Origin of the sequence: Streptomyces sp. NBC_00038, from assembly GCF_026343635.1 — a bacterium.
GTDB lineage: Bacteria > Actinomycetota > Actinomycetes > Streptomycetales > Streptomycetaceae > Streptomyces.
The window spans coordinates 7374049-7396902 of record NZ_JAPELQ010000001.1 but is presented as its reverse complement, the minus strand read 5'-3'; the positions used below and the strand labels follow the sequence as shown (position 1 = coordinate 7396902).

Genomic DNA, 22854 nt, shown 5'->3' with positions numbered 1-22854 from the left:
CGTGAAAGGAGACCTATGAAGCCCAATCCCTTCCATGTCCTCGGACTTCCCGTGTCGGCGAACGACGAGGAGGTGGCGGAGCGCTTCCGGGAACTCGCCGTGACCGGGGAACAGGACGCGGGTGCGCTCGCCGAGTGGGCCAAGGACGAGTTGATGGGCCTCCCTGAGACCCGGGAGCTGCACGTACTCCTTGAGGCGCCGGGTGCCGACTACCGCGGCGAGCGGTGGGAGGACTTCGCCAGGCAGTACGGGCGCCCTCCCGCCGCTTTCGACGCGGCGGCCGGTCGGGCGGAGGCGCCGCAGGCGACGGACTTCGACCTCGCCGCCGTGGCCAGGCGGCTGCTGGACGGGATGCTGACCCCGCCCGCCGTCGACATCCGCCCCGCCCTGGACAACGCGCCGGTGCCGCTGCGCCTGGAGCGGCCGCCGCTGGAGGTACGTGATGTCCTCTTCGGCTGATTCCACTCCCGCCGGCTCGACTTCGGCCGGTTCGGCTGCCGCTGACGAACCTTCCGCCGACTCGACCTCGGTCGGCCCGGCTGCCGCTGAGGCCGGGGCCGTGCCGACGCCCGTCCAGGCAGCGACCGTGTCCGACTGGGACGGTTTCGAGGAGCGCCCGTTGCCGGCCGGGCTGGGCGGGCCTGAGCAGCCGGACCCCGTCAGCCCGGGCCGTGAGATGGCCGCGCTGCTCCAGCGGTACTGGGCCGACCTGCAGAGCGAGAGCAACAGGGTGCAGAAGGAGTCGGCGGCGGCGCGCAAGATCCTCACCGAACTGGCCGTCCACGTCGCCCGGTTGGACGGCCTGCTGCGGGAGGCGGCCGACCCGCTGGAGGCGGCGGGTGCCAAGACACTGGGCCGCCGTCTGCACGTGGCCAGAAAACAGGTGCTCGAACCGCTGCACGCGATGGACATCACCACGCAGGACCCCACCGGCAAGCCCTACGAATCGGTCGCGGACGTCGTCGACATCGCCGGCTGGCGCTACGGACCCGAGTTCACCGCCGAGGTGGTGGCGGAGACCGTGGAGCCGATCGTGCTCGACCGCGGCACGGTCGTACGGCTGGGACAAGTGATCATGGGCGCCCCGCTGAGCGCCGGAACGGAGAACGACGCATGACGCAGTACGTGAGCAAGGCCGTCGGGATCGACCTCGGGACCACCAACAGCGCGGTGGCGGTGATGAATCCGACCGACACCGACATCGTGATCCACAAGGGCGGCATGAACGCCCGCACGACGCCGAGCTGCGTGTGGCGCAACCCGGGCAACGGCGAACTGGTCGTCGGGCGCAAGGCGTTCGCGAGGGTGGGCAGCGAGCCGGAGCCGATCACCTCCGTCAAACGCCTGATGGGATCCCGCAGGACGGTGACGCTGGCGGGCGAGGAGCGCACCCCCGTCGAGATCTCGGCCGAGATCCTGCGGGAGATGAAGCGCCAGATCGAGGAGGACGTGGCGGAGTTCGACACCCCGGACGTGAAGTGGGTGGTCGACCGCGCCGTCGTCACCGTGCCCGCGTACTTCGACCAGCCGCAGATCGACGCCACCCGCAAGGCGGCGGAGGCGGCCGGGCTGCGAGTGGTGGACCTGCTGCACGAGCCGACGGCCGCCGCGAGCTACTACTGCTGGCGGACCGGCACCCGGGACGGCACCTTCCTGGTCTACGACCTCGGCGGCGGCACCTTCGACGTGAGCGTGGTGCGCTGCAAGGCGGCCGACTTCAGGGTGCTCGGCATCAGCGGCAACACGATGCTCGGCGGGGACGACATCGACACCGCGCTGGCCCGCCACCTCCAGCAGCTGATCCAGGGCGACGACTGGGCGATGGACCTGGACCTGGAGAACGACGCGGAGGACCGGCTGCGCTTCCGGCGGCTGAAGTCCCTCGCGGAGTCCGTGAAGAAGGGCTTGTCGAACAGTGAGGAGTTCATGCTCCGCGACTCCGGTGGGCTGACCGACAAGGAGGGCCAGCGGGTCGTCATCGACACCGTGATGGAGCGCGCCCAGCTGGAGAAGATCGCCCGGCCGCTCCTCGAGCGCACCTTCCAGTACTGCGACGAGGCGCTCGACCAGGCGACCAGGGAGGCCGGGGTCACCCTGGCCGACGTGGACCAGATCATCCTGGCCGGCGGGTCCACCCACCTGCCGCTGGTCCGGGAGATGGTGCGGAGCCGGCTCTGCTCGCCCGCCCCCGGGTCCCCCGCCGCCGACTCACCGCGGGCCAAGTGCACCGAGCCGGTGTACGAGCAGGTGGACACGGTCGTCGCACTGGGCGCCGCCGTGCGCGCCTCGGCGGTGGGCGGCCTGGACATCCTGAACGAGGAGCGGACGGTCCGGGTCGGCTTCCGCGGCACCGTGGTCACGGCCGCGGACCGTACGGTGGTCGGTGGGACGGTCGAGGCGCTCGACCCCGATCTCGATCTCACCGGCGGCTCGGTGCGGCTCAGCACCGAGGAGTACGAGGACGAGGCACAGCTCAAGCCTGGCGGCAGTTTCGCGTTCACCCGCATTCCCGTACAGCCGGACGCGCAGAGCCTGCTCACCATCGAAGTGCTCGACGCCGACGGGGAGTTGCTGGCGACCGTCGGACGCGCGGTCGTCCACGACCGTGACGCCGGGGCCAAGCCGGTGGGCAACCCGGTCCGCGCGGCCATCAACGCCAAGCCGATCCTGCTGGAGGTGTCCCGCGAGGGGCGCACGGAGCGCGAGGAGCTGATCCCCGCACTGCGGTCGCTGCCGTTCAAGGAGCGCTACGACTTCAGCCACCCCGGTGACACCGACACGGTGGAATTCCGGCTGTACCAGCAGGCCCGCCAGATCCAGGTCATCACCGTGCCGGTGCCGTCCTCCACCCCCAGGGGCACGGTCATCGACGTCGACGTGGAGATGGACGTGCACTCGCTCATCACCGTGCGCGGCTCCATCGGCGACCACCCCTTCGAGGCACTCGTCGAGGTGCCGCCGGAGGCCGAACTGCCCACCGAGGAGCAGGTCGCCGCGCTGACGCGCGCCTTCGAGCAGGGCGTCGAGTTCCTGCCCGCGGGCGAAGGGAGCGTGAAGAAGGCCAAGATGGAGATGGCGCAGACGGCCTTCACCGAAGCCCTCGCACGCGGCGAAAAGGCGGTCGCGGGCCACGAGTTCGAGCAGATGCAGGCGATCGCCGACTCCGTCGGCAAGCCCGACGACGGGGCCCTGCAGCCGCCCAAGGCGGACTTCGAGGAACTCGTCAAGGACTGCGGCCAGCTCAACCGGTACGTGGCCACGATCAGCGCCAAGACCGAAGCCCCGCACGACGAGCGGGAGATCGCCGCGGCCATCGAGGTCCAGCGGGAGCAGGGCGAGCGGGCCTTGAGCGCCGGTGACCAGCGGTCGTACTCGGAGGTCATCACCCAGCTGCAGCACATCTTCGACCACCTCCGTACGGTGGCGTACCGGCACCAGCAGGAGAACGAGCCGGTCGCCCCGGCCGAGGTGGCCGCGTCCCGGCTGCAGAGCGCCCTTGAGATGCTCGGCGAGGTACGCAGGCTGGTCCAGGTCTCCCGCACCGCCACGGCCCAGCACCGGCAGGACGTGGAGGACATCGGGCAGCGGCTCGCCGGCCTGCAGGCCCTCATCGCCCAGGATCCGAACCGGGTCCAGCAGGAGGCCGCACAGGAACGCCAGCGCCTGATCCAGCTGAAGAGCATCGTCTCGGGTTCGTACGAGGACACGGGCAACCCCGGCATTCCCGAGGCCATCAATCGAGGGCAGCGGCGATGAGCGTCCGCTGCCCGGTGGTCCTGTGCCGCGAGGAGAACGCGTACGGGACGGAGGTCTGCGCGGGCTGCCGTACGCCGCTGTCCGGCTACGCGCGGCTGCACACCTATCCCGCGTACCTGTTCAACCAGGGGCTCGCCGCGGCACGCGAGGGCCGGCTCGCGGCCGCACGGGACTGTTTCGCCGCGGTGGTGCACTGGTGCCCCGGCGACACCGAGGCGCGCAACGCGCTGGCCCTGGCCGGCCTGCGGCTCGGCGACCGCTCCGAGGCACACCGTCAGTGGACGGAGGTACTGGGCCGCAGACCGGGCGATCCGAAGGCGACTTGGGGGCTGGCGCAGCTCGCGGAACCTCCAGAATCCGCGGAGCCCGCAGAACCACCCGAGCCCACAGAGCCCGCGGAGCCCGCCGAACCGAGTGGTGGGATCAGCGGGCCCGGCGAAGTCAGTGAGTCCGGCTCAGTGCCTGGATGAGCTGTTCGGGGTCGACCCCGAGCTTCCGCATCAGCTCACGCCCCGACGACTCCTCGTCCTCCAGGAGGGCGAGGAGGATGGCGGCCTCGCCGACGCGACCGGAGGACGTGCGCCCGGCGGCGCTGCGCCGGCGGGCCTGGTCCAGTGCGTCGTGGACACGGGGGGACAGATCACGGCGCCGGGGGGTGAGCATTCCGGAGAGCTTCCGGAAGGCCCGCTCTCCGGCCGTCCCCTGCTCGTGCATACCGCGGCGCAGCACTTCGCTGCCCATCGCGCCGAAGGCGAGCAGGAGTGTGTAGGTGCTGATCACCTCGCCGCGTCTGTCGGCCAGCAGGTTCGCGAGCCGCACGATGCCCAGGGCGCTGCGGCTCAAGTCGTCCGTCGGCAGCCGCTCGTCGCCGTTCGGCGGCGCCGGGTCACGGGGCGGGGCCGGGGGGTCGTCCGCCAGGGTGTCCTGACCGGAGGTGATCGGGTCGGGGATGATCGGGTCGGGGGTGCTCTCGTCCGGCAGCAGCCGGGCGAGCGGGACCCCGCACAGTTCCAGCAGCCGGGCGGAGACGCCGCCGCCCACGGCGACGAAGGCCGCGGTGATGTCGGCCGTGGTGATGGTGCTCCTGCCGTCGGCGGCGACGCGGGTGGCCGCCTCCGTGAACACGCGGTTGACGGTGTCGGAGAGGACACCGCCGAGTCCCGTACCGGTGCCGGAGCCATCGTCGTCCGTACCGGAGTCGCCATCCGTACCGGAGTCGTCGTCCGCGCGGGCGGGGCGGCTCAGGACCTGGTGGATCACCTGGTCGAGGGCTTCCATCGCATCCGCCCCGATGCTGCCCTCGATCCGCCGCCGGATGTCCGCCTCGCCGAGCAGCCCTTGCAGCAGATCGACGGAGGCGACCCCGCCCCGGTCGGCGGCGGACTCGTGCACCCGCCGCATCAGCTGCCGCGCGTCGGGGGCGAGGGCGATCATCAGTTCGTCGTCGTGCGGTTCGGGTAGTTGGGGGCTCTCCGTCGTCTCGTCCTTGGTGATGCCCGCGGCCGGGTCGCCGTACAGGATGAAGGACGCCCAGGCGGCGTCCGGCCGTTCACGGAGCGCGGCGCGGGCCGCCCTGACCCCGGCACCGGCCGGCTCGCCCGCGAGCAACCGTCCGTAGAACTCGGCGGCGAACTGCCAGGCGCCCTCGTCGGCCACCTCGGTGCGGGTGCCGACGACGGTCTTCGCGCCCAGGGCCATGAAGGACATGCACATGCTGGCCACCTCACCCCCACCGGCGGAGGCGCAGCCGTTGATGAAGGCCACCGGTGGCGCGCCGACCGACGAGAGGGTCTGCAGGACGACCTCGCCGAGCAGTTGACGGTCGTGCATCACCAGTCCGGTCGTGCCCGATCCCGTCGCCACATGACCGCAGAAGTGGAAGAGGTCGTACGGCGTCTCCTCCGAGGCCAGTTCCGTGACGACGTCGAGCAGGGTGGCCTCCTGCCCCAGCAGGACTTTGCAGTCGATGCCACGGCCGCCCAGCCATGCGGCGACCTTCGCGACCTCCTCGCGGGCGGAGGGAAGATTGTCGATGGTGTCGCCCACGATGAGTGCGCGGCCGACCCTGCTGATGCTGCGCCCGCCGACGACGGGGCGCTTGCCCACCAGCCGACGCCCGAGGTCATGTCTGAGGCCGAGGAAGTCCGTGCCGTCGTGCAGCAGTTCCCACGGGACCTCCTGCTCGTTCGTACGCACCAGGACCGGGCCGGTCGACGCGTGCAGCCGGGTCACCAGCTCGGCCGCGTTGCCCTGTACACGCGGGAACAGATGGTCGTAGAGCAGCTTGCCCCATTTGGCCAACTCCTTGGCCAGACCGGGTTGCGGGGGTGATTCCGCGTCGGCTGCCTTCGTCAGGGCCGCGTCGATCCGGTCGCGGAAGCCCCTCACCAGCCCCGGGTCGACCTCGACCGTGTACTCCATTTCGAGCGGAGGACTGTCGCCGACGGTGCTGCCGACCCGCAGATCGTATTCGTAGCGAGCGGTGATGCCCTGTGCGGTGACCCGGACGTTCAGCGTGGCCGGTTCACTCATGACGGCTCGCTCATGACTGGCTGTGCCGGCGGACGAACGCCTCGACCAGCCGCTCCTCGGCGGCCGTTGAGGGCTCGATGATCTCCACCCGGTCGTCCCCCATGACCACAGTGATCGAGGTGACGCCACCGGTCCCGTCCGCCGCGCCTGTGCCGTTCCCTGAGGAGGCGCTCCCTGAAGAGGCGCTTCCCGAGGGGGAGTTACGCTCCCCTGTCAGCCAACCCCGGATCGTGTCGATGATCGCGACCAGGGTGCCGGCCGAGGTCACCGCGAGGGTGGCCACCTCGACGAGATCGCCCGAGCGCCGTCCGAGCGCGGGCTCTCCGACGTAGATCGGTACGACCTTCTTGGCCGCCCCCTCCTCCAACAGCTTCCGGCCCAGAGCGGTGGGTGCCTCCGCTCGCGCATTCCCATTGAGGACAAGTTCGCATGCGAACCCTCCGTCGGGCTTCCGCTCCACCACGTACGACCTCCATCTTCTGCCTACAACCCTATGGCGCATGGTCGTTGCACGGGAGTTCTTCGGCCACATGCGTCCCGCGCGGGGAGCCCGAACCCGACGCCGGGTTCCGTCGCGGAACCGGACCTTCCGCAAACCGGCGCGAACAGGGGTGAGGCACCGCCCATGGGGAAGGCTGAAGATCAGCCCCTCCAGTCCCCCACAGCCCGGAGGCCCCCCTCATGCTGCGAGGCATCGACGTCAGCGCCTACCAGTCGTCCGCCTACGACACGGACGGCGTCTCCTTCGTCTTCATCAAGGCGACGGAGGGCCGTTCGTACGTCAACCCCAAGCTCACTGCCCAGGTGAAGACGGCCCGCGACGCCGGCTGCGTCGTCGGCTTCTACCACTTCCTGTGGCCCGCCAACATCACGGCCCAGGCCGAGTACTTCGTCGGCAAGGCCCCTGAAAAATCAGGCGACTTGCTCGCCGTCGACTGGGAGACGACCGGCGACGGCACCCACGCGAGCAACGCCGAGAAGGACCGCTTCATCCGCAAGGTGAAGGAACTCCAGCCGGACCACCGGGTCGTGCTCTACGCCAACCGCAACTACTGGTTGAACGTCGACACCACCTCGTACGCGGGTGACGGCCTCTGGATCGCCGACTACGTCACGGCGGGCAAGCCCCGCATCAAGGCGAACTGGCGCTTCCACCAGTACACGGACGACCCGCTCGACAAGAACGTCGCCGACTTCGCCAGCAAGGCGGCGCTGCGCGCGTGGGCCGAGAGCGGCTGACCTCCTGGGCCCTCTCGTCCCGGCGGTGACCGCCAACTAGGCTCTGACCTGCGACTCGGCAGCCGCACAGGAAGAGGGGCCAACGGCATGGGCGGAACAGTCACCGCGGTCAGCAGCAACGGGACGTATTCGTTCACCAAGCCGAACCGGGAGAGCGTCAGGCTGCTCGCCGGGCTCGGGGTGGAAGGGGATGTGCACGCGGGGGTGACCGTGAAGCACCGGTTCCGGATGGAGAAGGATCCCTCGCAGGTGAATCTGCGACAAGTCCACCTGATACACGAGGAGTTGTTCGACGAACTCCGCGAGGCGGGATTCACCGTCGCGCCCGGGGAACTCGGGGAGAACGTCACCACCGGGGGGATCGACCTGTTGGGGCTCCCGACCGGCGCACTGCTGCGGCTCGGGGACGAGGCCGTCGTCGAGATCACCGGGCTGCGGAATCCGTGCGCGCAGATCGACACCTACCAGAAGGGCCTGCTCAAGCAGGTCGTCGGGCGGGGCGGGGACGGCGCGGTCGTCTACAAGTCCGGTGTCATGAGTGTCGTACGGGAAGGCGGTGTGGTGCGGCCCGGGGACTCGGTGGAGGTCGAGTTGCCGGACGGGCCGCATCAGCCGCTGCGGATCGTCTAGGCGGACCTGGCGAAGCCGGGTCCGCGACCGCGCCCCGCAAGGGTCGCGGGGCTGTGACATATGCGGCTCCGCCGCGTGGGCGCGATCAGCCCCCACCGGCCCGCGGCGAACGAACCGCATGTCCGGCCGAGCGCTCAGGCGGCGTCGGGAATCAGGCCCGATGGCCCGCCGGCCGCTCCGGAGACGCCTCGGCGAGGGCCTTCGTCACCGCGGCGGTGCCGTCCGCGAGGCCGTACACGGGGGTGCCGGGCTGCTGGCGCCAGGAGTCGTCGAGGCTGCCCGCGTCCACGGTGTCGAAGCCGAGTTCGTCGATGAGGGCGCGGACGACGCGCTTGGCGGCCTCGTCGTCGCCGGCGACCGGGAGGGCGATGCGGTCGGGGGCGCCGACCGGGCGGGGGCGGTCCAGGAGGTTCTGGGCGTAGATGCCGTTGAAGGCCTTGATGACGGTGTGGCCGATCTGCTGGGCCGTCCAGCGGCTCTCGGTGAGGCCGTCGTCCTCGATGGCGGCGATCCTGCCGTCGCGCTGCTGGGGGTAGTAGTTGCCGGTGTCGATGACGACGACCCCGTCCGCGGCCTCGTCGAGCAGCCCGGACGGCAGGTTCGGCACCGCCTTCAGGGGGATCGTGATCACGACGATCTCCGCGCCGTGCGCCGCGTCCTCGACCTTGACGGGTGTCGCCCCGGTCTCCTCGACCAGGGCGGCGAGGGTCTCGGGGCCGCGGGAGTTCGCGACGGAGACGTCGTGGCCGAGGGCGGTGAGACGCCGGGTGAGGTTGCCACCGATGTTGCCCGCGCCAATGATGCCGATCTTCATGAGACGGACCCTTCTGGGGTTGATGCTCCTGACATGGATCATCAACCCCGGACCCGGAAGCGCTATTCCGTTTGTGTACGGCGAACGGGTGGCCCGCGTCAGGGCTTCACCACGATCTTGCCGGTGTGCGTGTTGCCCTCCATCAGGCGGTGGGCGTCCCGGATGCGGTCGAGGCCGTCGAAGACCTCGGCGACGACCGGACGCAGGGTGCCGTCGGTCAGGCCCGAGTTGAGGTAGTGCGAGGCGCGGCGGCGGCCCTCGGCGCTCCTGGTGACGTCCGGGTTGGCGTAGCCATGGACGGTCAGGGGCCAGTTCCAGGACAGCTCGGCGGGGCGCCGGTCGAGAAAGCCGTAGAGGACCAGCGTGCCGCCCGGCACGGCGGCGTCGCCCAGGGCGCGGAAGCCGGGGCCGCCGATCGCGTCGAAGACGATGTCGACGCCCCGTCCGCCGGTCAGCCGCTTGGCCTCCTTCACCACGTCCTCGTGGTCGGTGACGATGACGTGCTCGGCGCCCAGGTCGAGGAGGCGCTGCCGCTTGGCCTCGCTGCGGGTGGTGGCGATCGGGACCGCGCCGGAGCGGCGGGCCACCTGGAGGGCCGCGGTTCCGACTCCGCTGGACGCGCCCGTGATCAGCACCTGGTCGCCGGGCGCCATGCCCGCCGTCCTGACCAGGGCGCCGTACGAGGTGGAGTACGTGACCCAGGAGGCCGCCGCGGTGACCGCGTCCACTCCGGCGGGGCGGGGTACGACGGCACTCTCGTCCAGCAGCACCAGTTCGCCGTAGACCCCGTGGGCGCTCAGTTCGAAGTTGCCCGCCGCCATCACGAGGTCGCCGGGGGCGAAGGCGGTCACCCCTTCGCCGACCGACTCGACCGTGCCCGCCGCCTCGTAGCCGTTTCGGGAGGCGGGAAGGGTCGGCTGGTAGTAGTAGGTCCCCGCGCGGAACAGGGCCTCGGCACGATTGAGGCCCAACGCCTCGGCGTGGACGCGGACTTGACCGGGGCCCGGTGCGGAAATCTCCAAGTCCTCGGTCTTCAGGACGTCCGGGCCGCCGAGTTCGTGAAAGAGCACCGTACGTGCGGTGGTTGATGTCATACGGGCGACGCTATGAGGCGGCCGGTCGACGATCCATGCCTGCCGGTCTCCCTTTCATGTCCGAGCGTCTCGCCCGGAAGACCGCGCGCTACCGTACGGGCATGGACGTACTCAGCGACGCCCTCGCGGCGATGCGCAGCGGGCGCCCGCACTCCGCGCGTCAGGACAAGCACGCGCCCTGGGGCATACGTTTCGGGGCCTCGGCCGGGGCGGGATTCCACGTGGTGCTCCAGGGCTCGGCGTGGCTGATCCCCTCGGACGGTGATCCGGTGGCGCTGGGCCCGGGTGACGTGGTGTTCCTCGTCCACGGCCGCGGGCACGCGCTGGCCAGCGCCGTCGACGTACCGCTGGAGGAAGTACGACTGGATCCAGGCACCACCTGGCCCGAACTCCCGCCCGTGCAGGGGCCGTCGAAGGGAACTCCCACGACGCTGCTGTGCGGTGCGTACTGGCTGGACCGGACCCGCGCCCATCCCCTGCTCACGCAGCTGCCGGAGGTGGTCCACCTTCCCGCCCGGGTCGGCGCGCACCGCTCGCTCCGGGCGGCGGTCGAGCTCCTCGGCGTGGAGCTGGAGGAGCCGCAGCCGGGCTCCGACACGATCGTCACCTCGCTCCTCGACACGCTGCTCCTGTACATCCTGCGCGCCTGGTGGCAGCGCGAGCGCCATGGGCAGGCCCATCCGACTGGCTGGTCCGCGGCCCTCGCCGACCCCGGGGTCGCGGCGGCCCTGCGCGCCATCCACGGCGACCCGTCCCACCCCTGGACGGTCGAGGAGCTGGGCATCCGCGGCGGCCTCTCCCGCGCCGCCTTCGCGCGCCGCTTCGCCACCCTGGTGGGCGAGCCCCCGCTCACCTACCTCACCTGGTGGCGCATGACCACCGCGGGCCGCCTCCTTCGAGCAGACGACATGCCGCTCCGCCTGATAGCCGAACGCACCGGCTACACCTCGGAGTTCGCCTTCGCCAAGGCCTTCAAGAGGGAGTACGGGGTGGCGCCGGGGCAGTATCGCAAGCGGGTCGCTCAGGACCGCCGCAGCAGAAGCGCCAGCGTGTCCTCCAACTCCTCCTGAAGCACGGCCCCCGCCACCTCCGCGTCCCCGTCCGTCACCGCGCGCACCAGCGCCGTGTGCGTGTCGTCGCCCGTGTTGGGGTCGTGCGCCCGCATCCCGACGAGGTCAAGGAGCTCGATCAGCCCCTCACGCAGCGCGGGCGCGAACTCGCCGAAGAGGTCGGTGAGTACGGGGTTGTGGGCGGCGGCGACCACGGCCGCGTGCAGCGCGATGTCGGCGTCGACGAAGGCCGCGTCGTCCCCGGCGGAGGCGGCCCGGCGGGCGTCGAGGGCGGCGCTCAGCGCGGTCACGTCCTCGGGGGTGCGGCGCCGGGCGGCGAGGCGGGCGGCCTGCACCTCCACCAGGATCCGCACCTCGTAGACGTCGGACACCGCGGCCCGGCGCAGCCGGGTGGGCCAGTCCTCGACGGCCTCGGTCGCGATGACGAAGACGCCGGCACCCTGCCGGGGCCGCACGAGCCCCGCCCCGGCGAGCGCGCGCAGCGCCTCTCGGACGGTGGAGCGGCCCACGCCGAGTTCGGCGGCGAGCGTGGTCTCGCCGGGCAGCTTCGTACCGACGGGCCAGTGCCCGCCGGTGATCTGCGCACGCAGCCGCTCCGCGGCCTGTTCGACCAGGGGGCTGGGACGGACGGCACCGAGCGGCATCCGGGGTTCACCTTCCACGCACAGGAACCTGAACTTGTCTGAGGAGTACTTGTCTGAGGAGCTGAGTTGTGGCTAGTCTACCGGCATGACGCTTCGCGGTCTCCTTCTTCTCGGCTGCCGCGGCGGGGCCTGACACGACCGGCACCCCGCCGCGGGATGCCGTGCTGCCGGTCCCCCGACCGAGCGAGGACCGAGAACCCCCGTGACCACATCCGCACGCACCACGGATTCCGTACGACCCGCTGAGTCAACCCGCACCACGGCCGCCACTCCCCACTGGAATCCGCAGCGCCCCGGCCCCATGCCGCACCACCGCTACCGCTCCTATCACGAGCGCGTCAACGTGCCCGTCCAGGACCGCGGTTGGCCCTCCGCACGCATCGAGCAGGCCCCCCTCTGGGTCCCGGTCGACCTGCGCGACGGCAACCAGGCGCTCGCCGAACCGATGGACACCGGCCGCAAGCGCCGCTTCTTCGACCTGCTGACCGGCCTGGGATTCAAGGAGATCGAGGTCGGCTACCCGTCCGCGAGCCGGACCGACTTCGACTTCGTACGCCACCTCGTGACGACCGGGGCGGTCCCGGACGACGTCACGCCGGTGGTGTTCACTCCGGCCCGCCGCGACCTCATCGACCGCACCTTCGACTCGATCGAGGGCCTGCCGCGCGCGGTGGTGCACCTGTACATCCCGACCTCGCCGGTGTGGCGCGAGGTCGTGCTCGGGCGGGACCGGGCCCAGGTGTGGGAGACCCTGCGGGACGCGGCCGCCCACATGGCCCGGCGCGCCGACGCCACCCCTTCCTCGTACATCCGTTTCCAGTTCGCGCCGGAGACCTTCAACCTCACCGAACCCGACTACGTCCTGGAACTCTGCGACGGGCTCACCGAGTTGTGGGACGCGAGCCCGGACCGCCCGGTCACGCACAACCTCCCGGCGACGGTGGAGATCGCGACCCCGAACGTCTACGCGGACCAGATCGAGTACATGCACCGCCACTTGGCCCGCCGCGACTCGGTCGTCCTCTCCGTGCACCCGCACAACGACCGCGGCACCGGGGTGGCCTGCGCCGAACTCGCCGTAATGGCCGGGGCGCAGCGCGTGGAGGGCTGTCTCTTCGGCAACGGTGAGCGGACCGGAAACGTCGATCTGGTGACCCTCGCCCTCAATCTGTACGCCCAAGGGGTCGATCCCATGGTCGACTTCAGCGACATCGACGCCGTACGCGAGACGGTGGAGCACTGCAACCGGCTGCCGGTGCACCCGCGCCACCCGTACGGCGGCGAACTCGTCCACACGGCCTTCTCTGGCACGCACCAGGACGCGATCAGCAAGGGGCTGGCCCAACACACCCGCACGGCCGCCGAGTTGGGCGTCCCCGCCGACCAGGCACCCTGGTCCGTCCCCTACCTGCCCATCGACCCCGCCGACGTGGGCCGTTCGTACGAGGCCGTCATCCGCGTCAACTCCCAGTCGGGCAAGGGCGGGGTGGCGTACCTCCTGAGCACCCACCACGGCGTGGACCTGCCCCTGCGTATGCGGCCCGAGTTCTCGCGGCTGGTCCAGGAGGTGACGGACGAGAGCGGGCGCGAGGCGACACCGAAGGAGCTGTACGAGCTGTTCCGGGCGGCGTATCTCTTCACCGAGGGTGAGGTGCTCCTCCACACCTGGTCCACCGACCGCGACCCGGTCTCCGGCGCGCACCGTTTCGTCTGCACCCTCCAGAGCGGTGACCGCGTCGGCGACCACGAGGGCACCGGCAACGGCCCCCTGTCAGCCTTCGCCGACGCCCTCGCCGGAGCCGGCCTGGAAGTCGACATCCTCGACTTCCACGAACACGCGACGACCGCGGGCCCGGACTACGCAGCGGGCCCGGACCGCGACGCGGTCGCGTACGCGGAGTGCCGCGTCAACGGGGTCACGTCCTGGGGCGCGGGCCGGGACACCTCGGTCCTGACGGCGTCGCTGCAGGCGGTCCTTTCGGCGGTCAACCGGGCGGTGGCGACCTCGTGACGCAGGTTCTGCAGGCCCACGACGTCCACATCGTCCGTGACGGCAACCGCATCCTCCAGGACGTGTCCCTGACGGTCCGCGCGGGCGAGCACTGGGCCCTGCTCGGCGCCAACGGGGCGGGAAAGACCACCCTGCTGAGCCTGCTCGGGGCCCTGGTGCATCCCACGCACGGCACGGTGGAGGTCCTCGGCCGCCGCCTGGGCACCGTCGATCTGCGCGAGCTGCGGTCGTACGTGGGTCACGTCAATCCCCGCCATCCGCTCCGCTCTCCCCTGCGCGTCCGCGATGTCGTCCTGACCGGTCCGACGAACTCGGTCGAGCGGCCGCCCCACTGGACCCCCACGCCGGACCAGGAGCGGCGGGCGGACGAGCTGATCGCGACCCTGGGTCTCGCGGACCGCCGGGACGCCCGCTGGCCGACCCTCTCGCAGGGTGAACGCGGACGCGCCCTGATCGCGCGGGCGCTGATGCCCGAGCCCCGGCTCCTCCTGCTCGACGAACCGGCGACGGGCCTCGACCTGCCGGGCCGCGAACACCTGCTCGACGCGCTGGACACCCTGCGCCGCGAACACCCCGCCCTGGCGACGGTCCTGGTCACCCACCACCTGGAGGAACTGCCCGCGGGCACCACCCACGCCCTCCTCCTGCGCGACGGCCGCGAGCTGGCCCAGGGTCCGGTCGACGACGTACTGACCGACGACCGGGTCGGCAAGTGCTTCGACCTGCCGCTGACCCTGGAGCGGCGGGACGGGCGGTGGAGCGTGCGGATCAGGAGGCGGGCATGACGAAGGGGCGCCACCGCGGCACGGTGGCGCCCCTCTCCGCACGGCTCACTTGTTGAGCTGGGCCCAGAACTCGTCGAACGACAGGAGCTTGTCACCGTTGAGGTCGCGGCTGGCGATCAGGGCCTCCGCGACCGACTCGGTTACATTCCAGTCCCCGCCCTGGGCGAGAGCGGTCTTGAACTCGGCGGCCGTGACGAACCCGTCCCCGTCCGTGTCGATCCGCTCGAACGCCTTGCGTGCTTCCTCGATGTCCGCCACCGGGTCCGCCCCTTCGTAGTGCATTCCTGCCATGTATACGGAGGTCAGATTAACCGGCGACCCGAGCACGCAGTGCGGCGACCACCCAGGCGAACTCCTCTCGGTGCGCGGCCGCGGGGCTCCCGCCCTTCAGCGTGGACAGCAACTCCCGGTACCGGGCGAGCCGGTCGTTCGACGCCGCCTCCATGCGTTCGAGTACGACGGCCAGGTCGCCGCCCCCCAGTACCTCCCGCACGATCGCCTCCGCCTCCGGCGACTCGGGGGCGATTCCCCGCTCGCGGGCGTCCGCCCCCAGCTGGAGCAGGCGCTGGGGGAACCACATCGCCCGCCCGGCGGCGGCACCGCGGCTGTAGTCCGCCGAGTTGAAGTCGAAAACCTGCCGCATCTGGGCCCGGAACTCCGGGTCCTGGACCATCTCGGCCAGCTCCACCCAGGCGTCCACCTGCTCGGGGGTCGGATCGTCCGGCAGGCCCACCGAGATGGAGCGCATCCGCTCCTCGATGCCCGGGTCCACGTACTCGATCCCGTGGAACAGCTCGTCCACGAACTCCTCCATGATCCGCTTCCGTTCGGCTGCCGACAGCCGCGCCAGCTTGTTCATGAGTGTCATCTCCTCTGCGGTCGAACCGCGTCGCGCCACGGTCGACAGCACCGCACGGGTCACCTTCAGCGAGCGGATCTGCGCGTCCAGCGCCGCCACGTGCGCCGCCGCGACCTCCGCGACCGTCGTCTCGCCCGCCAGCACCTTGCGTACGTCGTCCAGGCCGAGGCCCAGCTCGCGCAGGGTGTGGATCAGTTCCAGGCGGGCGACGGACTCGGCGTCGTAGAGGCGGTAGCCGCCGGCCGAGCGGGTCACCGGGGTGAGGACCTCCTCGTCCGACCAGTAGCGGATGGTCCGCACGGTCAGTCCGGTGGCCCTGGCCAGCTCTCCGATGGTGAAAAGTCCGGTGCCGTCGTCGATCATGTCTGCGAGTCTGGGCCTTCCAGTGGGTGGAGACTCAAGGAGCACGGGAGCGCGGTGGTGGAGACTCTTCGGGCCATTCTCGAAGCTGCGGGGCGCGGTGTCCTCCCGCCCGCGGACGGACGTACGACCGTCGTGGCGCAGGCGTCCCACCGGGACGCGGGTGTGCTCGCCTTCACCGCGCACGCGGTGGTCTTCACGGACGAGGATCCGCGGTGGGTGTACGACACGCTGGCCGCCGTGGAGTGCGACGCCCTCGCGGCGCCGATGAACGCGCGGTTCCTGGCGGCCCTGCTGGAGCGGACGGGGCGTAGGTCCGAGACGATCGACGCGATGCTGGTGGGCTCGCCCCTGCCCGGCGAGCCGCCGCTCCCGCTGAAGGAGATCACGGACGGCGGACATCCTCGGATCGTCTATGCCCGGCGGCGACGCGACAACGTTCGCGCGTGGACCGCGGAAGGCGGCGTGCTGGTGATGGGGCGCGGCATCGCCGGACGCCTCGAGGTGTCCGTCGAGGTGGACGAGGAGGTACGGCACCGGGGGCTGGGGCGGCTGCTGGTGACCGCCGCCCGGCATCTCGTCACGGAGCCGCTGTGGGCGCAGGTCGCCCCGGGGAACGCCCGCAGTATGCGGACGTTCCAGGCGGCCGGCTACCGGATCGTGGGCTCGGAGGCGCTGCTCATCGCCCGATAGGGCTGGCCTGACCGGCGGATCAGTGCCAGGGCTCGTAGTACGGGTTGCTCTCGCAGTCGCTCATGATCTCGGTCTTGGTCTTCTTGTCGACCGGGCAGACGCCGATGATGTACTGGCGCGCGATGCCGCCGGGGAAGGCGACCTCGACCTGGTCGGCCCACTTGTGGGTGTCGCCGATGGTCTTGTTGACGTCGACGCCGCCGGGAGCGTCGATGTAGTAGTTGTAGCCGCTCTTCCACCACGTCTTGTAGAGGTCGTGGTCGTAGCTCGTGGAGACGTACGGGGAGGGCTGGTTGACCAGCACGTACTGCTCGATGTCGTACTGGCCGGTGAGGACGTCCTTCGGGTAGAAGCCCTGCTCGAAGACGGCCGCGGGGCCTCGGCCGTCGCTGCGGTAGAGCGTTTCGCAGGTCTTGCGCCAGACGGGCTCCGGGGTGATGCGGTCGACGTCCACGCGGTGGTCGGCGGCGGCCTTGACCGGGTCGGCGAACTGGGGGCAGGCGGGGGCGGCGGCCTTGGCCGGGGTGGACGCGGGGACGGTGGCGGCGGAGGTCGCGAAGACGGCGGCCAGGGACAGGACGACGGCAGCGGCCCGCCGCCGCAGGCGAGTTGTGATCATGGTGATCACCATCTCGGTTCCGCGACGGCGGGCCGGGGACCGTCACTCGTACGACGGCGTGTCCCAACTGGCGTGTGGTCAGCGGAAGATGCCGGTGTGGCCGAGCGAGTAGCGGCCGGGCTGCGGGTACACGGCGAGGCCGTGCGGGCCGCTGCCGACCGGGATGCGGGCGAGCTGGATGCCGGTGCGGGTGTCGATGGCGTACACCTCCGCGTCGTAACGCCCGGACAGCCACAGGACCTTGCCGTCGGCCGAGACGCCGCCCATGTCGGGGCTGCCGCCGTCGGGCAGGTGCCACTTCTTGGTCAGCTTGTTCTGGGTGAAGTCGAAGATGGAGATGGAGCCCTCGCCGCGGTTGGAGATGTACATCTCGCGCGAGTCGCGGCTGACGTACAGGCCGTGGCAGCCCTTGCCCGTGCGGAGGAGCGTGGGCTTGGTGAACTTGTCGCCGTCCAGGACCCACATGCCGTCGGCCATCATGTCGGCGATGTAGAACTTCTTGCCGTCCGGCGAGATCTTCACGTCCTGCGGCATCGCGCCCTTGAACGGGAGCTTCTGCTGACCGATCACCTTCATCTTCTCGGTGTCGACCTTGAGCAGTTCGCCGCTGAACTCGCAGGAGACGATGAAGTAGCGGCCGTCGGGCGAGAAGTCGGCGTGGTTGACGCCGTAGCAGCTGACCGGTTCGGTCTTCACGCGCTTCATGGTGTGTGCGTCGCGGAAGACCAGCTCGCGGTCGAGGGAGGCCATGACGATGGAGTACTTGCCGTTGGGCGTGAAGTAGAGGTTGTACGGGTCGTGCACCTCGACCTCCTTGCCCGCCTTCCCCGTCTTCGGGTCGATGGGGGTGAGCGTGTGACCGCGGTTGTTGTTGACCCAGAGCGTCTTCATGTCCCAGGAGGGGACAACGTGTTGGGGCTGGCGGCCGACATGGAGGGTGTCGATGACCTTGTACGTCTTGGGGTCGATGACCGAGACGGTGTCGGACCCGGTGTTGGGGACGTAGACGCGGGACGGGAAGTCCTTGACCACCGGGGAGAGTTTGCCCGAGCGGTCGGCGGCGTAGACGTCCGTCGGGTCGAGCACGGGAGGCATGCCGGGCAGGCCCCGGACGGCCGGCGGCTTCGTGGGCTGGACCGGCCTTTCCACGCCCTTGGTGCCGAGCGCTTCGTTCGCGTGGTCCTTGTGCTCGGTGCCGCAGGCGGCCAGGGCGGCGAGGACCGCGCCCGCGACCAGGGCGCGCTTCGTGAGGTTCGGGTGCATCAGCTCAGCAACTCCGTGGTGGTGACGGCGCGCAGGCCGCGGCGGTTCAGTTCTTCCAGGACGGCGGGCAGCGCGGCGACGGTGTCCGCGTACCCGAAGTGCAGGCTCACGACGGATCCGTTGCGGATCTCGCCGGTGATCTTGCGAGTGACGGCGGGGGCGCCCGGCGAGGTGAAGTCGAGCGAGTCGACGTCGTAGGAGAGGACGTGCGGATAGCCCGCGGCGCGGGCGAGGCGTTCGACGAGCGGGGAGGCGCGGGCGGTACGGGACGGTCTGAACCAGGTGCCGATGGCCCCGGTCAGCCGGCGCAACCGCTGCGCGCAGCCCCGGATCTCCGCGTCCGCCTCCGTCTCCGGCATCGCGTTGATGTCGAGGTGCCTGAGGGTGTGATTGCCGAGGTCGTGGCCCCCGTCGAGGATGCGGCGCGCCAGATCGGGGTGTTCGTCGAGCCAGCTCCCCACGGCGAGCACGGTGACGTGGGCCCCGCCCTTCTCTGCCTCACCGAGGACCGCCCTGGCGATGGCGGGATCGCCCTGCCCGTGGAAGGTGAGGGCGACTTGGGGCCGGGTGCGGGGTCCGTGGGCGATCTCCACGGGCTGGTCCGGGAACCGGCGCGGCGCGGGTGCGGCGGGGGCGGCGGGGGGTGCGCTGCGGGCGCGGGCGACCGGGTGCGGCGCTGCGGCCCCGTTCGCGGAACACCCGGTGACGAAGGCCCCGGCCGCGAACGCGCCACCCGAACGCAACACCGCCCGCCGATCGGGCGCGGTACGCGCGGCGATTCCTTCGGGGGGCGGCTGAGGGGGGTGATCGGGCGTGGTCACCCGCACCATTTAAGGTGAGTTGCGGTGAAAATCGGCGATTGCACCTATTGGGGGGCGGGTCGCGGGGCGCGGAACGCGGGGGCGCCGCGAGGGCGGAGCGCCCGCTACGCACGCGTCGAGCGCATGAGACAACCGCGCGTCGCGCAGAGCGCGGGGGCGCCACGAGGGCGGAACGCCCGCCGCAGAGGCGCAGAACGCGCAGCCGACACAAGGGCGGAGCGCCGCAACGCAGGCGCCGAGCACATGAGACAACCGTGCGACGCACAGAACGCGGAGCCACCACGAGGACGGAGCGCCCGCCGCAGGGGCGCAGAAGGCGGAGCCGCCGCGAAGGCGAGCGCCCGCTACGCACGCGCCGAGCGCATGAGGCGACCGCGCGTCGCGCGGCCCGCCACCGCACAGAAACTCCACGTCACCGCCTCGCAAGCGGCAGCACCGCGTGCCGTAACCCGCCCGCGTGCCGGACCCCACCGTCTTTTGGATCACTCAGCCGCGTCTGAGATAGTCGGCGGTGCGACCTCCACCCATTGACCCGGGCGTTGGTTGTCGCCGGTGCCGTGGTTCACACCCCAAATAGTTCTGCGGCGCCTCCGGAAGCCCCGGCCGTCCATCGGCCGGGGCTTTCGTGGATTCAGCGGTCGGCGACGCGCATTTCGAACCAGGTGGTCTTGCCGCGGGGGAGGAGGTCGACGCCCCAGCGGTCGGAGAGCTTGTCGACGAGGAAGAGGCCGCGGCCGCTCAGGTCCATTTCCTGGACCGGCATCAGACAGGGAAGGCCGCGCGAGGGGTCGCGGACCTCGATGCGGATCCACCCCCGGCGGCGGCGCATCCGGAGCCCGAAGACGCGGGCGCCGGTGTGCCGTACGGCGTTGCCGACGAGTTCGGAGACCAATAACACGGCGTCTTCGGTCATTTTCGGCGAGAGGCCCCAGTGCCGCAGGACCACGACCTGGGTGAGCCGCCGCGCGGTGGCCGCGGACTCCGGACGGGACGGCAGCGGCACCTCCGCCTCGGTCGGATTGCCGAACAACTCCAGCGCCTTGAGCGCCTGTTCGTCCTCGACCGCAGGCGTCCAGCGCGCCGCGGTCGCACCCCCGTGCCGCCGCGGCGGTTCGATACCCTCCAGCCCCGCCATGACCCCATCATGGCCGCCCAAAGCGCCCTTCGGGGCCGTTCCGAAGGAATACGCCCCCCGGAACCCCCTATTCCGCAGCATCCGATCGGCATATGCCACAGGCAGTTCAGCGCCCACCAGGGCCCATCTGACCTGCCCGAACCGTCCGCCGGGGAGCAATCTCCGACCTCCCCCGACAAGGCAGCCTTAAGGTTGCCTTAAGGCTCGCATAAACCAGCCCTTCGGGGGACGCCGGGTAAGACATCGCGTCAACTGCAAGTGGATCAGCGGAACTTGTCGCGTGAGATTCAACCAACTCACGCTGCGGGATTCAGCGGAACTTCGCCTTCCCCGGCCCCTCCTCCACGAAGCTCCGCATCCCCCGCTCCCGGTCCTCCGTCGCGAACAGCCCGGCGAACCAGTTCCGTTCGATCGCGAGCCCGGTCTCGATGTCGGTCTCCAGACCCGCGTCGACGGACTCCTTCGCGGCACGCAGCGCGATCGCGGGTCCCTGCGCCAGCTTCGCGGCCCACGCGTGCGCCTGGGCGTACACCTCCTCGGCGGGTACGACCCGGTCCACCAGGCCGAGCGTCAGCGCCTCGTCGGCCTTCACCATGCGCCCGGTGAAGATGAGGTCCTTCGCCCGCGAGGGGCCGATCAGCCGGGACAGCCGCTGGGTGCCGCCGGCGCCGGGGATCAGGCCGAGCAGGACCTCCGGCTGCCCGAGCTTCGCGTTCTCGCCGGCGATGCGGTAGTCCGCGCACAGCGCCAACTCGCAGCCCCCGCCCAGCGCGTAGCCGGTGACCGCCGCGACGACCGGCTTGGGGATACGGGCGACGGCGGTGAAGGAGTCCTGCAGCGCCCGGGACCGTACGACCATCGCCGCGTGGTCCATGGCCTGCATCTCCTTGATGTCCGCGCCCGCCGCGAACACCTTCTCCCCGCCGTACAGCACCACCGCGCGCACGTCGTCGCGGCGCGTGGCCTCCTCGGCGAGCTCCTTGAGCCGGTCCTGCGTGGCGACGTCCAGCGCGTTCATCGGCGGACGGTCGAGTCGGATGGTGCCGACGCCATCGGCCACTTCGAGATGCACAGTCATGGCAGCAGGTTAGCGGCCGTTAACGACAATGGGCCCGGTGTGCTAGGTCACAGCACACCGGGCCCGTACGCCGGAAGGGACTTACGCCTTCCACTTCTCCCAGGACATGTTCCAGCCGTTGAGGCCGTTGTCCGGGTCGACGATCCTGTCGTTGGAGTTCTTCACGACCACCACGTCGCCGGTCATCGACTGGTTGAAGAACCAGGCCGCGGCCACCTTGCCGTCGTAGCCGCCGCGGACGTCCTTGAGGCCGATGCAGCCGTGACTGGCGTTGTAGTTGCCGAAGGCGCTGCCGCCCCAGTAGTTGCCGTGGATGAAGGTGCCGGAGGTGGTCAGGCGCTGGGCGTGCGGCACGTCCTTGATGTCGTACTCGCCGGCGTAGCCGACCGTCTCGCCGTTCATCCGGGTCACTTCGAGGCGGTCGGTGATGACCATCTGGCCGTTCCAGGTGTCGTAGCCGGGCTTGCCGGTGGTCACCGGGATGGTCTTGATGGTCTTGCCGTCGCGCTTGACGGTCATCGTCTTGGTCTTGACGTCGACGGTGGAGACCTGGCTGCGGCCGATCGTGAAGGACACGGTCTTGGCCTGGTTGCCGTAGACGCCGGGCCGTCCCTCGACACCGTCGAGGTTGAGCTCCACCGTCACCTTCGTACCGGCCTTCCAGTACTCCTCGGGACGGAAGTCGAGGCGGTCGTTGCCGAACCAGTGGCCTTCCACGTCCACCGCGGGCTCGGTCTTGATGGTGATCGCCTTCTCGACGTCCTCGGGGTGCGTGATGCCCCGGGTGAAGTTGACCGAGAAGGGCATTCCGACGCCGACCTTGGAACCGTCCTCCGGCGTGAAGATGCCGACGAAGGTGTTCTTCGGGGTCAGCGTGGTGAACGCGGACTCCTCGGCGGCCTCACGGCCACCGGAGTCCTTGGCCACCGCGTGGACCTTGTACTTGGTGGATGAGGCAAGGTGCGTCGAGGGCGTCCAGGTGGCGCCCCCGCCGGTTATCTCGCCCTCGACATCGTTGCCCTTGGCGTCCTCGACGGTGACCTCGGTCAGCTTGCCCTTGGCCGCGGTCACCTTGAGGGCGCCGCTGGTGGCCACTCCGCCGGCGCCGTTCTTCGGGACGATGGACACGACGGCCTCCGAGACCTTGGTGTCCGCCGTCTCCGAACTCCCGGTGCTCTTGCCCTTCCCGTCCCCGGACCCGGAATCCGAGTCCCCTCCCCCGCCACACGCGGTCACGACGAGCAACAGCACCCCCAGCAGCAGCGCCAGGACCCCCTTGCTTCCCCGTGCCCGCGCGCCAACCGACGGCCCCGATATCGGTCGCCCGTTCAAGTTCGTTCTCCCCTCGCACGGCCTGGTCCAGGCCCGCACCCCAACGCGTCCCACGCGCACATCGCGCTAATTAATCACACGGCCAGAAGGGATGGCTCCCCGGGATTGTCACTGTTCAG

23 protein-coding genes are annotated in these 22854 nt (G+C 70.6%); 10 read left to right on the top strand and 13 right to left on the bottom strand.

Translation table 11 applies throughout. The features are described from left to right. Positions 1-15: 15 nt before the first annotated feature. From OG219_RS33580 to OG219_RS33565, 4 genes are read left to right on the top strand one after another with little or no spacing between them, the layout of a single operon-like run. The gene (locus OG219_RS33580; RefSeq protein WP_266832893.1) at positions 16-459 is read left to right on the top strand and encodes a hypothetical protein; all 444 of its coding nucleotides are present in this window, start codon (positions 16-18) and stop codon (positions 457-459) included. Then, positions 443-1117 (top strand): hypothetical protein, encoded by a 675-nt coding sequence (locus OG219_RS33575; protein ID WP_266832892.1) that lies wholly within the window; start codon positions 443-445, stop codon positions 1115-1117. The genes OG219_RS33580 and OG219_RS33575 overlap by 17 nt, the downstream gene beginning before the upstream one ends. Next, positions 1114-3756 carry an Hsp70 family protein gene (locus OG219_RS33570; protein WP_266832891.1) on the top strand — a complete coding sequence of 881 codons (2643 nt, stop codon included), beginning with the start codon at positions 1114-1116 and terminating at the stop codon, positions 3754-3756. The genes OG219_RS33575 and OG219_RS33570 overlap by 4 nt, the downstream gene beginning before the upstream one ends. Beyond that, positions 3753-4226 (top strand): tetratricopeptide repeat protein, encoded by a 474-nt coding sequence (locus OG219_RS33565; protein WP_266832890.1) that lies wholly within the window; start codon positions 3753-3755, stop codon positions 4224-4226. The genes OG219_RS33570 and OG219_RS33565 overlap by 4 nt, the downstream gene beginning before the upstream one ends. Here the strand turns inward: OG219_RS33565 and OG219_RS33560 are convergent. Both OG219_RS33560 and OG219_RS33555 read right to left on the bottom strand, forming a co-directional pair. Continuing rightward, positions 4198-6288 carry a CHAT domain-containing protein gene (locus tag OG219_RS33560; protein ID WP_266832888.1) on the bottom strand — a complete coding sequence of 697 codons (2091 nt, stop codon included), beginning with the start codon at positions 6286-6288 and terminating at the stop codon, positions 4198-4200. The genes OG219_RS33565 and OG219_RS33560 overlap by 29 nt on opposite strands. 10 nt (positions 6289-6298) lie before the next feature. Further along, complete coding sequence (locus OG219_RS33555; protein ID WP_266832886.1) at positions 6299-6751, bottom strand: hypothetical protein; 453 nt, start codon at positions 6749-6751, stop codon at positions 6299-6301. 218 nt (positions 6752-6969) lie between these two features. Between OG219_RS33555 and OG219_RS33550 the strand changes: the two genes are divergently transcribed. Beyond that, the gene (locus OG219_RS33550; RefSeq protein ID WP_266832884.1) at positions 6970-7527 is read left to right on the top strand and encodes a glycoside hydrolase family 25 protein; all 558 of its coding nucleotides are present in this window, start codon (positions 6970-6972) and stop codon (positions 7525-7527) included. An 87-nt stretch (positions 7528-7614) separates the two neighbouring features. Further along, on the top strand, positions 7615-8157 hold the full coding sequence (locus OG219_RS33545) for an MOSC domain-containing protein (protein WP_266832882.1): 543 nt from the start codon (positions 7615-7617) through the stop codon (positions 8155-8157). Positions 8158-8308: 151 nt separating this feature from the next. Here OG219_RS33545 and OG219_RS33540 read toward each other — a convergent pair whose 3' ends face one another. Further along, the gene (locus tag OG219_RS33540) at positions 8309-9013 is read right to left on the bottom strand and encodes an NADPH-dependent F420 reductase (RefSeq protein ID WP_266832880.1); all 705 of its coding nucleotides are present in this window, start codon (positions 9011-9013) and stop codon (positions 8309-8311) included. Positions 9014-9069: 56 nt separating this feature from the next. After that, a complete protein-coding gene (locus tag OG219_RS33535; RefSeq protein WP_266832878.1) occupies positions 9070-10065 on the bottom strand; it encodes a zinc-dependent alcohol dehydrogenase family protein in 996 nt (331 codons plus the stop codon). 101 nt (positions 10066-10166) lie between these two features. Here OG219_RS33535 and OG219_RS33530 point away from each other — a divergent pair, with 101 nt between their 5' ends. Then, entirely contained in the window at positions 10167-11135 is a 969-nt protein-coding gene (locus OG219_RS33530; protein WP_266832876.1) for an AraC family transcriptional regulator, read from the top strand. Here OG219_RS33530 and OG219_RS33525 read toward each other — a convergent pair. After that, a complete protein-coding gene (locus OG219_RS33525) occupies positions 11087-11779 on the bottom strand; it encodes a FadR/GntR family transcriptional regulator (protein ID WP_266832874.1) in 693 nt (230 codons plus the stop codon). The two genes, OG219_RS33530 and OG219_RS33525, sit on opposite strands and share 49 nt — an antisense overlap. 301 nt (positions 11780-12080) lie before the next feature. Here OG219_RS33525 and leuA point away from each other — a divergent pair, with 301 nt between their 5' ends. Together leuA and OG219_RS33515 are read left to right on the top strand one after the other, a co-directional pair. Then, on the top strand, positions 12081-13790 hold the full coding sequence (leuA, locus tag OG219_RS33520) for a 2-isopropylmalate synthase (protein ID WP_266836324.1): 1710 nt from the start codon (positions 12081-12083) through the stop codon (positions 13788-13790). Continuing rightward, positions 13787-14575 (top strand): ABC transporter ATP-binding protein, encoded by a 789-nt coding sequence (locus tag OG219_RS33515; protein ID WP_266832872.1) that lies wholly within the window; start codon positions 13787-13789, stop codon positions 14573-14575. Before leuA ends, OG219_RS33515 begins: the two co-directional genes overlap by 4 nt. Before the next feature lie 45 nt (positions 14576-14620). On the opposite strand, the gene OG219_RS33510 is transcribed toward OG219_RS33515, so the two are convergent. Then, positions 14621-14833 carry an EF-hand domain-containing protein gene (locus OG219_RS33510; protein ID WP_266836323.1) on the bottom strand — a complete coding sequence of 71 codons (213 nt, stop codon included), beginning with the start codon at positions 14831-14833 and terminating at the stop codon, positions 14621-14623. Positions 14834-14882: 49 nt separating this feature from the next. Further along, entirely contained in the window at positions 14883-15797 is a 915-nt protein-coding gene (locus OG219_RS33505) for a MerR family transcriptional regulator (protein ID WP_266832870.1), read from the bottom strand. Between the two features lie 57 nt (positions 15798-15854). Between OG219_RS33505 and OG219_RS33500 the strand changes: the two genes are divergently transcribed. Beyond that, a complete protein-coding gene (locus tag OG219_RS33500) occupies positions 15855-16487 on the top strand; it encodes a GNAT family N-acetyltransferase (protein WP_266836322.1) in 633 nt (210 codons plus the stop codon). 19 nt (positions 16488-16506) lie between these two features. Here OG219_RS33500 and OG219_RS33495 read toward each other — a convergent pair whose 3' ends face one another. From OG219_RS33495 to OG219_RS33470, 6 genes are all read right to left on the bottom strand, one after another. Next, complete coding sequence (locus OG219_RS33495; protein ID WP_266832868.1) at positions 16507-17106, bottom strand: ADP-ribosyltransferase; 600 nt, start codon at positions 17104-17106, stop codon at positions 16507-16509. Between the two features lie 78 nt (positions 17107-17184). Then, a complete protein-coding gene (locus OG219_RS33490; RefSeq protein WP_266832866.1) occupies positions 17185-18369 on the bottom strand; it encodes a YncE family protein in 1185 nt (394 codons plus the stop codon). Next, positions 18369-19199: a polysaccharide deacetylase family protein gene (locus OG219_RS33485; RefSeq protein ID WP_266832864.1), complete on the bottom strand. Its 831-nt coding sequence runs from the start codon at positions 19197-19199 to the stop codon at positions 18369-18371. The genes OG219_RS33490 and OG219_RS33485 overlap by 1 nt, the downstream gene beginning before the upstream one ends. 622 nt (positions 19200-19821) lie before the next feature. Continuing rightward, on the bottom strand, positions 19822-20325 hold the full coding sequence (locus tag OG219_RS33480) for an ATP-binding protein (RefSeq protein ID WP_266474855.1): 504 nt from the start codon (positions 20323-20325) through the stop codon (positions 19822-19824). A gap of 310 nt (positions 20326-20635) precedes the next feature. Then, complete coding sequence (locus tag OG219_RS33475; RefSeq protein WP_266832862.1) at positions 20636-21403, bottom strand: enoyl-CoA hydratase/isomerase family protein; 768 nt, start codon at positions 21401-21403, stop codon at positions 20636-20638. Between the two features lie 81 nt (positions 21404-21484). Then, complete coding sequence (locus tag OG219_RS33470) at positions 21485-22735, bottom strand: Ig-like domain-containing protein (protein WP_266832860.1); 1251 nt, start codon at positions 22733-22735, stop codon at positions 21485-21487. Positions 22736-22854: the final 119 nt, after the last annotated feature.